The organism is Streptomyces tanashiensis (genome assembly GCF_014648895.1).
Taxonomy (GTDB): domain Bacteria; phylum Actinomycetota; class Actinomycetes; order Streptomycetales; family Streptomycetaceae; genus Streptomyces; species Streptomyces tanashiensis.
In genome coordinates, this window is record NZ_BMRZ01000038.1 from 1 (window position 1) to 9,097 (window position 9,097).

At 71.6% G+C, this 9,097-nt stretch carries 6 protein-coding genes; 1 reads left to right on the forward strand and 5 read right to left on the reverse strand.

Going from position 1 to position 9,097, the window contains the following annotated elements:
* Positions 1-191: 191 nt before the first annotated feature.
* The gene (locus tag IE237_RS40160; protein ID WP_189807171.1) at positions 192-950 is read left to right on the forward strand and encodes a GbsR/MarR family transcriptional regulator; all 759 of its coding nucleotides are present in this window, start codon (positions 192-194) and stop codon (positions 948-950) included.
* Here the strand turns inward: IE237_RS40160 and IE237_RS40165 are convergent.
* From IE237_RS40165 to IE237_RS40185, 5 genes are all read right to left on the reverse strand, one after another.
* Positions 919-4,605, reverse strand: a complete 3,687-nt coding sequence (locus IE237_RS40165; protein ID WP_189807172.1) for a non-ribosomal peptide synthetase family protein — start codon at positions 4,603-4,605, stop codon at positions 919-921. The two genes, IE237_RS40160 and IE237_RS40165, sit on opposite strands and share 32 nt — an antisense overlap.
* Positions 4,606-4,958: 353 nt before the next feature.
* Positions 4,959-5,624, reverse strand: a complete 666-nt coding sequence (locus tag IE237_RS40170; protein ID WP_189807173.1) for a maleylpyruvate isomerase family mycothiol-dependent enzyme — start codon at positions 5,622-5,624, stop codon at positions 4,959-4,961.
* An 8-nt stretch (positions 5,625-5,632) separates the two neighbouring features.
* On the reverse strand, positions 5,633-7,027 hold the full coding sequence (ahcY, locus tag IE237_RS40175; protein WP_189807174.1) for an adenosylhomocysteinase: 1,395 nt from the start codon (positions 7,025-7,027) through the stop codon (positions 5,633-5,635).
* The gene (metF, locus tag IE237_RS40180; RefSeq protein WP_189807175.1) at positions 7,020-7,883 is read right to left on the reverse strand and encodes a methylenetetrahydrofolate reductase [NAD(P)H]; all 864 of its coding nucleotides are present in this window, start codon (positions 7,881-7,883) and stop codon (positions 7,020-7,022) included. The genes ahcY and metF overlap by 8 nt, the downstream gene beginning before the upstream one ends.
* A partial coding sequence (locus IE237_RS40185; protein WP_189807176.1) for a vitamin B12 dependent-methionine synthase activation domain-containing protein occupies positions 7,880-9,097 on the reverse strand: 1,218 nt, incomplete at its 5' end. The genes IE237_RS40185 and metF, both read right to left, overlap by 4 nt.

Genomic DNA, 9,097 nt, shown 5'->3' on the forward strand with positions numbered 1-9,097 from the left:
GAAGGAAAAGCTACGTTGCGTTCGAAGGTCCGGCAAGCACTTCATTGCGTGAAAACACTGTTTCCGCAGGTCAGTTGCAGGATTTCATTGCAATGGTTCTGAATCTAATGCAACATCACCCCTTGGGGCGTTGCAATGGATTGCAGGTGAACGCTATGCTGACGACCCCACGGACGACGAAGGAGACCGCGATGCCGGGAGGCAGACTCACCCAGCCCGAACGTCAGCAGATCGCAACGGGGTTGGCGGACGGCCTCGCGTACGCGGAGATCGCCCGACGCCTCGACCGCCCGACCTCCACCGTCACGCGCGAGGTCATGCGCAACGGCGGCCCCACCGGCTACCGGGCCGACCTCGCGCACCGCGCCACCGAGCACCGCGCCCACCGGCGCAAGCCCGCCGCACCCCGGGGAACGGCCGCCGCACCCCAGGCCCACGGGCGGGACGCCGAGGCCGTGCGCGCCTTCGAGGAGACGTTCACGACCGTCATGATGGCCTCGGGCATGCCCAAGATGATGGCGCGCGTGATGGCCTGTCTCACCCTCGCGGACACGGGCAGCCTCACCGCGTCCGAACTCGCCGACCGCCTCCAGGTCAGCCCGGCGTCCATCTCCAAGGCGGTCACGTTCCTCGACAGCCAGGACCTCATCCGCCGGGAGCGCGACGACCGCCGCCGCGAGCGCTACACCGTCGACGACGACGTCTGGTACCAGTCGATGATGGCCTCCGCCCGGGCCATCGCGCAGATCGTCGAGACCGCGCGGCAGGGCGTCACCGTCCTCGGCTCCGACACTCCGGCCGGCAACCGCCTGGAGAACGTCGCCCGCTTCCTCGACTTCGTCTCCGAGACCACGTCCCGGGCCGCCGAACAGGCCCGGGACATCCTCCACACGAAACCCCCGGTCGCGGGGGAGGACGCTACAGCCCCAGGCGGTAGCGGATCTTCTTGACGAGCTCCGACAGGTCCGGCTGCCGGAGCAGGCTGTAGTGGTCCGCGTCGAGCTCCACGATCGCCGGCGGACGGGTGGACCAGCCCGTGGCGCCCTCCAGGAACGAGTAGTCGTCACCCTCGGCCTTGAAGAGCGTCACCGGGCAGGTCACCTGCCGCTCCGCCAGTTCGCGGAAGGTGTACGTGAACTCGAAGGTCTCCTCGACGATCGCGACGATCCGGCCGATCAGGTCCGGGTCCAGGGCCGGGAAGTTCTCCGCGACGTGCGCCACGAAGCTCCGCCGGTCCCCGGCCCGCACGCTCGCGTCGATCGAGCCCGCGAAGACCGAGTAGAGGATCGCCACGAACGCCGGGTTGTCGTACGTCGCGCCGCCCGTCTCCGAGGAGCGGACCTTCGGCGAGCCCGGGGCGATCAGGAACAGGTTCTCCACCTGCTCCCCCGCCGCCTCCAGGAGGTGCGCCGACTCGAAGGCGACACGGGCGCCGAAGGAGTACCCCCACAGGGTGTACGGGCCGGCCGGCTGGCGGCGGCGGATCGCGGCCACGTCCGCGGCGGCCATCTCCCGGATCGTGGCGTACGGCTCCTCGCCCCGGTTGATGCCGTGCGCCTGCACCCCGTAGAAGGGCCGGTCGATGCCGACCTCCTCGGCGAGGTGCCGCAGGTTCATCGTGTACCCGCCGAGCCCCGGCCAGCAGTACACCGGCGACTGCGCGCCGGCCGCGTGGAGCCGTACGAGACGTGACGCGGGGGTGGCGGCCGCCCCGTCCAGCCGGTGGGCGAGCTTCTCGATCGTCGGATGCTCGAAGAGGATCTGGAGAGGCAGCCCCGCGCCGAACTCCCGGTTGATCCGCGTGACCAGCGCGACCGCGATCAGCGAATTGCCGCCGGACTCGAAGAAGTCGTCCAGGACGGAGACCGCCCCGGCCTCCTCGTACTTGAGCGCCGCCGCCCAGATCTCCGCGAGCCTGCCCTCCGTACGCGTACGGGGCAGGACGTGCGGGCGGCCGTGCAGGCCCGCGTTGACCACGGCGAGGCCGGCGAGCGCCTTCGCGTCCACCTTGCCGTTCGCCGACAGCGGCAGCCGGTCCAGGACCACCACCCGGTTCGGGATCATGTAGTCCGGCAGGTGGTGCACGAGGTCGTCCCGGATCATCTCCGCCGGGCCCTTCATGTGGACCGTGTCCTCGTACATCCCCTCGCTCAGCCGCTGCTCCTCGCTCACCCGGCCGCCGACGGAGAAGTACGAAGGGCCGGTCTCCCGTCCCGCCGCCGTCAGGATCTCGTCCACGCGGCGGGCCGCCGGCAGCGGGTGGCCGGACTCGGAGCTGTAGCCGGAGGACATGAACCCGAGGCCGTGCTCGCCGAGCTGGAGACGCTGGAGCACCCTGCCGAGGTCGACGTACGCCCGGCCCGCCGCCGCCGTCCGGCTCACCACGGTGACGCCGAGCGAGGCCCGCTCGTACACCGCCTGGTTGATCGCGATGACGTGCTTCTTCTCGACGAGCGAGGAGCCGATCGGGGTCAGGTCTCCGTCGGCGTAGGCGTACTGGGCCGGGGGAAGGCCCCGGACGCCGTCGCCGTGGACCTGGACGTACAGGTCCGCCTCCGGCTCGGCCCGCGCCGCCTCGTCGTACGGGACGAGCTCCCACGCCCCGTCCTCGCACGCCCGGACGTCGAGGCCGTACCCCGGCAGGACCTCCTCGAAGAGGCCCACCATGTGGCCCGTCTCGATCTCCAGGACCTCCTGGATGTTGTTCCGGTAGACCGGCTCGATCGCGGCCCGCTTGCCGCGGAAGCGGAAGCGGAGGGAGGGTTCGCCGGCCTCCGCCGACGGCTCCGTCAGGTACAGGCGGTGGCGGACCGGGTGGTAGTAGTACGTGCCCGGGTCCAGGCCCGCGACGCCGCGCGCCTCCACGTACAGCTGCGTCGCGTACAGCGCGCCCGGTGAGGCGTAGCCGTACTTCGGGAGGAGCCGCTCCTCGCTCGTGAACTGGCCGAACCAGCGCAGCAGTTCGCCGAGATCGGCCGCCGTGAGACCGCCGACCGGCCGGGAGCCGATGCCCTCGGGGCGGCGGGCCAGGGCCGCGAGGACGTCGGCGCGGGTGACCTCGCCGCCCTCGTAGAAGCGGTACGTCTTGCGGGCGAAGACCGTACGGCGCATCCGCGCGGACGGCGTCGCGCCCGGCAGCTCGACCACCGGGCAGCCCACGAGCTCGGCGTCCTCGCGGGCACCCGCGTTGGACAGCTGGGCCTTGACCTGGAGCTTCGACTCCTTGGACTGGTGGTGGGCGCCGTGGTTGCCCTGGTCCATCAGGGCCGCCTCCTTCGGCGACAGCTCCACGCAGGCGACGAGGTTCTGGAAGCCGGTGCGGGGCTCGTCCTTGACGATGACCGCCGCGTTCTTGACCCAGTCGTGGTTCTCGATGGCGAGCGCGATCTCGTCCAGCTCGACGCGGAAGCCGCGTAACTTGATCTGGTTGTCCGCGCGGCCCGCGAACTGGACCGTGCCGTCCTCGTTCCAGTGGGCCAGATCGCCCGTGCGGTACAGACGCCCTCCGGTGGCGCCGGTCGCGCCGGCGCTGTCGGTGAGGAACTTCTCGGCGGTGAGTTCGGGGCGGTCCAGATACCCCCGCGCCACCTGGACCCCGCCGATGCACAGCTCGCCGTCGCGTATGTGGAAGGTCGTCCCGTGGGCCGGTCTGCCGATCGGTATCGCCGCCGGGCCGTCGGCGACCGTCGCACGGTCCACCGTGTACGAGGAGGCGTTGATCGTGCACTCGGTCGGGCCGTAGAGGTTGATCAGTTCCGCGGCCGGCAGCTCGGCGAGAAGCCGGACCGCGAGGTTCCTGGAGAGGATCTCACCGCCCGAGTACACCCGCCGGAGCCCGGTGCAGGTCCCCAGCCGCTCGGTGTCGACCAGGGCCTGGAGCAGCGTCGGCACGCCCTGGAGCATGGTCACCCCGTGCGCGCGGACCGCGTCGATCAGCCCCTCGGGGTCGCGGTGCACGCCGGGCGGACCGACGGCGACACGGGCGCCGACCGCCGGGGCGAGGATCTCCCACTGCGCGGCGTCGAAGCTCATGGGGGTCTTCTGCAGGACGACGGCGTCCGGGCCGAGGTGATGCTCCGCCGCCATCCACCGCATCTGGGAGACGATCGAGCGGTGCTCGACCATGACGCCCTTGGGCTTCCCCGTCGAGCCGGAGGTGTAGATGACGTAGGCCAGGTGGTGGCCGGCGACGGGTGCGGGCAGGGCCGCTTCCCGGGGTACGTCCCCGAGGGTGACGACCGTCGTCCCGGGCGGGGCGAGCTCCGTCACGCGGTCCCGGAAGCGGCGCTGCGTGACGACGATCCGGGAGCCGCTGTCCTCGATCATGTAGCGCAGGCGCTCCTCGGGGTACTCCGGCGAGAGCGGCACGTACGCGCCGCCGGAGAGGACGACGCCCCACACGCCGGTCATCAGCTCCGGCGAGGGCTCGACGAACACGCCGACGCGGGCGTCCGGGCGGACGCCGAGTGTCCGCAGGTGGGCGGCGAGGGTGGCGGCGGTGTCGTACAACTCCCGGAAGGAGAGCGTGTCTTCGCCGAAGGTGACGGCGGGGGTGTGGGGGTGGGTGTCCGCGGACGCGCGGAGGAGGCGGTCGAGCGTGCTCATGGGGGTCCCTTCAGTCGAGGGGCCCACCCCGTTGCGGGCTGCGCCCCGCCCCGTTGTGGGCTGCGCCCCGCCGTTGTGGGCAATCGTTCCGCTGGGGCGGAACGGGTGGGCACAACGGACGGCGCCCCGCGCCGGGCCTAGGCTCCCGCGCCCTGACCCGCACCACGGGTGCAGCACGCTGGTGGTGCGGGTCCAGGCGCAGAACGCGGAGGCGCCGCGAAGGGCGCCGTCCCGTGTGCCCACCCGTCCCGCCCAGCGGGACGATTGCCCACACGGGGGCGGGGCGCGGCCCACACGGCGGGGGGTGCGGCCCCGCACGGGCGTGGGCGCCGCCCACCACGGGGCGGGCGGGGTCAGCGGTAGATGAGGAGTTCGTGTTCTGTCGCGCCGGTCAGTTCGTAGCGCGTCCTGACCAGCGGACGCCCCGCGTAGATGCGGATCAGCGTCGCCGCCTCGCCGTGGAAGCGGGCCGCCGGCCGGCCCTCGATCTCGTTGCCGAGGGACACCGGGCCGGCGCGGCCGGCGAGGACGCCGAGCAGGCGCGGGGTGTCCCGGCGCCGGCTCGTCACCGACAGGAGCGGGAGGGCCAGGTCGAGCGCGGCGCCGCAGTAGGCGCCGGGCTCGCCGAAGGCCTCCCGTACGTCTCCGGCGTGGACCCACTCCCCCAGCGCCACCGCGTCGAGGCGGCCGTCCTCGCGTTCCGCGATCACCGGGCCCGCCTCGGTCAGGCCGCGTTCGAGTTCGTCGAGGATCCGGCCGATGGGCCAGTCCTGGCGTTCGGCCACGTCACAGGCGTTGGCCTCCGGCAGGAAGACGCCTTCCTCCAGGCGGTCCTCGACGATCCGGACGAGCGCCGCCCCGCAGTGGGCGAGGACCTGCCGCGCGGTCCAGCCGGGGCACGCGGTGCGGAGCTCGTACGCCTCCTCCGGTGTGCGCCGGAGGAGCGGCATCAGCAGGTCCCGTTCGGTGCGGAGGAGACGGTCGGGGAGCCACGGATCACGGATGTCTTCGGTACACATCACACATCTCAGTAGCGGTAGTGGTCCGGCTTGTACGGGCCCTCCACGGGGACCCCGATGTACGACGCCTGCTCGGGGCGGAGCGTCGTCAGGCGGACGCCCAGCGCGTCGAGGTGGAGGCGGGCGACCTTCTCGTCCAGGTGCTTGGGGAGCGTGTACACGCCCACCGGGTAGTCGGACGTCTTCGTGAAGAGTTCGATCTGGGCCAGGGTCTGGTCCGCGAAGGAGTTCGACATCACGAAGGAGGGGTGGCCGGTCGCGTTGCCGAGGTTCAGCAGGCGGCCCTCGCTGAGCACGATGACGACCTTGCCGTCCTCGAACGTCCACGTGTGGACCTGCGGCTTGACCTCGTCCTTCACGATGCCGGGGATCTGCGCGAGGCCGGCCATGTCGATCTCGTTGTCGAAGTGGCCGATGTTCCCGACGATCGCCTGGTGCTTCATGCGGGCGATGTCGGACGCCATGATGATGTCCTTGTTGCCGGTGGTGGTGATGAAGATGTCGGCCGTCTCGACGACGTCCTCCAGGGTGGCCACCTGGTAGCCGTCCATCGCCGCCTGGAGCGCGCAGATCGGGTCGATCTCGGTGACGATGACGCGGGCGCCCTGGCCGCGCAGCGACTCCGCCGAGCCCTTGCCGACGTCTCCGTAGCCGCAGACGACGGCGGTCTTGCCGCCGATGAGGACGTCGGTGGCGCGGTTGATGCCGTCGATGAGGGAGTGGCGGCAGCCGTACTTGTTGTCGAACTTCGACTTCGTCACGGCGTCGTTCACGTTGATCGCGGGGAAGAGCAGCTCGCCCTCGCGGTGCATCTCGTACAGGCGGTGGACGCCGGTCGTGGTCTCCTCCGTGACGCCCCGGATCGAGGCCGCGATCGTCGACCAGTCCAGGGCCGTGCGCTCCAGGAGGGCCCGGACCACCGCCAGCTCCTCGTTCGACGCCTCCGGCAGCACGCCGGTCTTCTGGTACTCCACACCCTTGTGGACGAGGAGCGTCGCGTCACCGCCGTCGTCCAGGATCATGTTGGGCCCGTCGGCGTCGGGCCAGGTCAGGGCCTGCTCCGTGCACCACCAGTACTCCTCCAGGGTCTCGCCCTTCCAGGCGAAGACGGGGATGCCGGCGGCGGCGATCGCGGCGGCCGCGTGGTCCTGCGTCGAGTAGATGTTGCAGGACACCCAGCGGACCTCGGCGCCGAGCGCGACCAGCGTCTCGATGAGGACGGCGGTCTGCACCGTCATGTGCAGGGAGCCGGTGATCCGGGCCCCGGCGAGCGGCTGCCGCTCGGCGTACTCGCGGCGGATCGCCATCAGGCCGGGCATCTCGTGCTCGGCCAGGGTGATCTCCTTGCGGCCGAAGGCGGCGAGGCCGATGTCGGCGACCTTGAAGTCGGTGAACTCAGACATGTGCGGCAACTCTCCTTGCACTGAGGACGGTTCGGTGGATTTCCAGGGCCGCCGTCGACTTGTTGAGCGTGATGTAGTGCAGGCCCGGCGCGCCCTCGTCGAGGAGCCGCAGGCCCATCGCGGTCGCGTGCTCGACGCCGGTCCGGTAGGCCGTCGCCGGGTCGTCCTTCGCCGCTTCCAGGCGGTGGGCCAGGTCCTCGGGGAACGCGGCGTCGCTCAGCTCGGCGAAGCGCCGGATCTGGCGGACGTCGGTGGCCGGCATGATCTCCGGGATGATCGGGGTGTCGCAGCCGGCGGCGGCGACCCGGTCCCGGAGCCGCAGGTAGTCCTCGGGGTCGAAGAACATCTGCGTGATGGCGTAGTCGGCGCCCGCCCGGCACTTGGCGACGAAGTGCGCGAGGTCGGCGGCCGGGTCGGCGGAGCGCGGGTGGCCCTCCGGGAAGGCCGCGACGCCGATCCGGAAGTCGCCCAGCGAGCGCACCAGCTCGACGAGTTCGTACGCGTGGGTGAAGCCCCGCGGGTGCGGTGTCCACGCGCCGCGCGGGTCGCCCGGCGGGTCGCCGCGCAGGACGAGCACGTCCCGGACGCCGGCGTCGGCGTAGGCGCCGATGATGGCCCGCAGCTCGGCGACGGAGTGTCCGACGGCCGTCAGATGGGCGACGGGCCGCAGGGTGGTCTCGGTGACGATCCGCTTCGTGACGTCGATGGTCCGGTCCCGGGACGAGCCGCCCGCGCCGTACGTCACGGACACGAAGTCCGGCTTGAGGGCCTCCACGCGCCGGATCGCGTCCCACAGGGTCTGCTCGCCCCTGTCGGTCTTCGGCGGGAAGAACTCGAAGGAGTACGTGGGGCTCACCTGCGGCCTCCCGCGTTGAAGTAGCTCGCCTCGGGGTGGTGGACGACGATCGCGTCCGTCGACTGCTCGGGGTGCAGCTGGTACTCCTCCGAGAGCTCGACCCCGATCCGCTCCGGACGGAGCAGGGCGGCGATCTTCGCCCGGTCCTCCAGGTCGGGGCAGGCCGGGTAGCCGAGGGAGTAGCGGCAGCCCTGGTACTCGGTGCGCAGCATGCCGTCCAGGGCGGCGGGGTCGGCGGCGCCGATGCCCCAGTCCGCGCGCACCCGGGCGTGCCAGTACTCGGCGAGGGCCTCCGCCAGCTGGACGGAGAGGCCGTGGAGTTCGAGGTAGTCGCGGTAGGCGTCGGCGGCGAAGAGCCGGGCCGTCTCCTCCCCGATCCTCGATCCGACGGTGACGACCTGGAAGGCGACCGCGTCCACCTCGCCGGAGTCCTCGGCTCGGTGGAAGTCGGCCAGGCAGAGGCGGCGGCCCCGCTGCTGGCGGGGGAAGGAGAAGCGGGTCCGCTCGCCTCCGTCCTCGTCCAGGACGATCAGGTCGTCGCCCTTGGACACACAGGGGAACCAGCCGTGGACGACGGCTGCTTCGACGAGGCCCTCGCGCTCGATCCGGTCGAGCAGCGCGCGCAGCCGCGGTCTGCCCTCCGTCTCGATGGTCGCGGTGTCCTTCAGGCCCCACTGGCCCTTGAAGAGGGCGGTCTCGTCGAGCCAGGGGGCGTACGCGGCCAGCGGGATGCCGGTGGTGACCTTCGTCCCGAGGAAGGGGGGCTCGGGTACGGGGTTGTCGGCGGCGACGTCGGAGCGGCCCGCAGGCTCGGGCTCACGGACCTCCACCAGGGGGGCGGCCCGCTTCGGCACCCTGCGCTGTTTCAGCGCCGGCAGGGCGGCTCCGGGGACGCCGCGCTTGACGCCCATCAGGGCGTCCATGAGGCGCAGGCCCTCGAAGGCGTCGCGGGCGTAGCGGACCTCGCCCTGGTACAGCTCGTGGAGGTCCTGCTCGACGTAGGCGCGGGTGAGGGCGGCGCCGCCGAGGATCACGGGGTACTTGGCGGCCAGTCCGCGGCCGTTCAGCTCCTCCAGGTTCTCCTTCATGATCACGGTGGACTTCACCAGCAGGCCGGACATGCCGATGACGTCGGCGCGGTGCTCCTCGGCGGCCTCCAGGATCGCGGAGACCGGCTGCTTGATGCCGATGTTGACGACGTTGTAGCCGTTGTT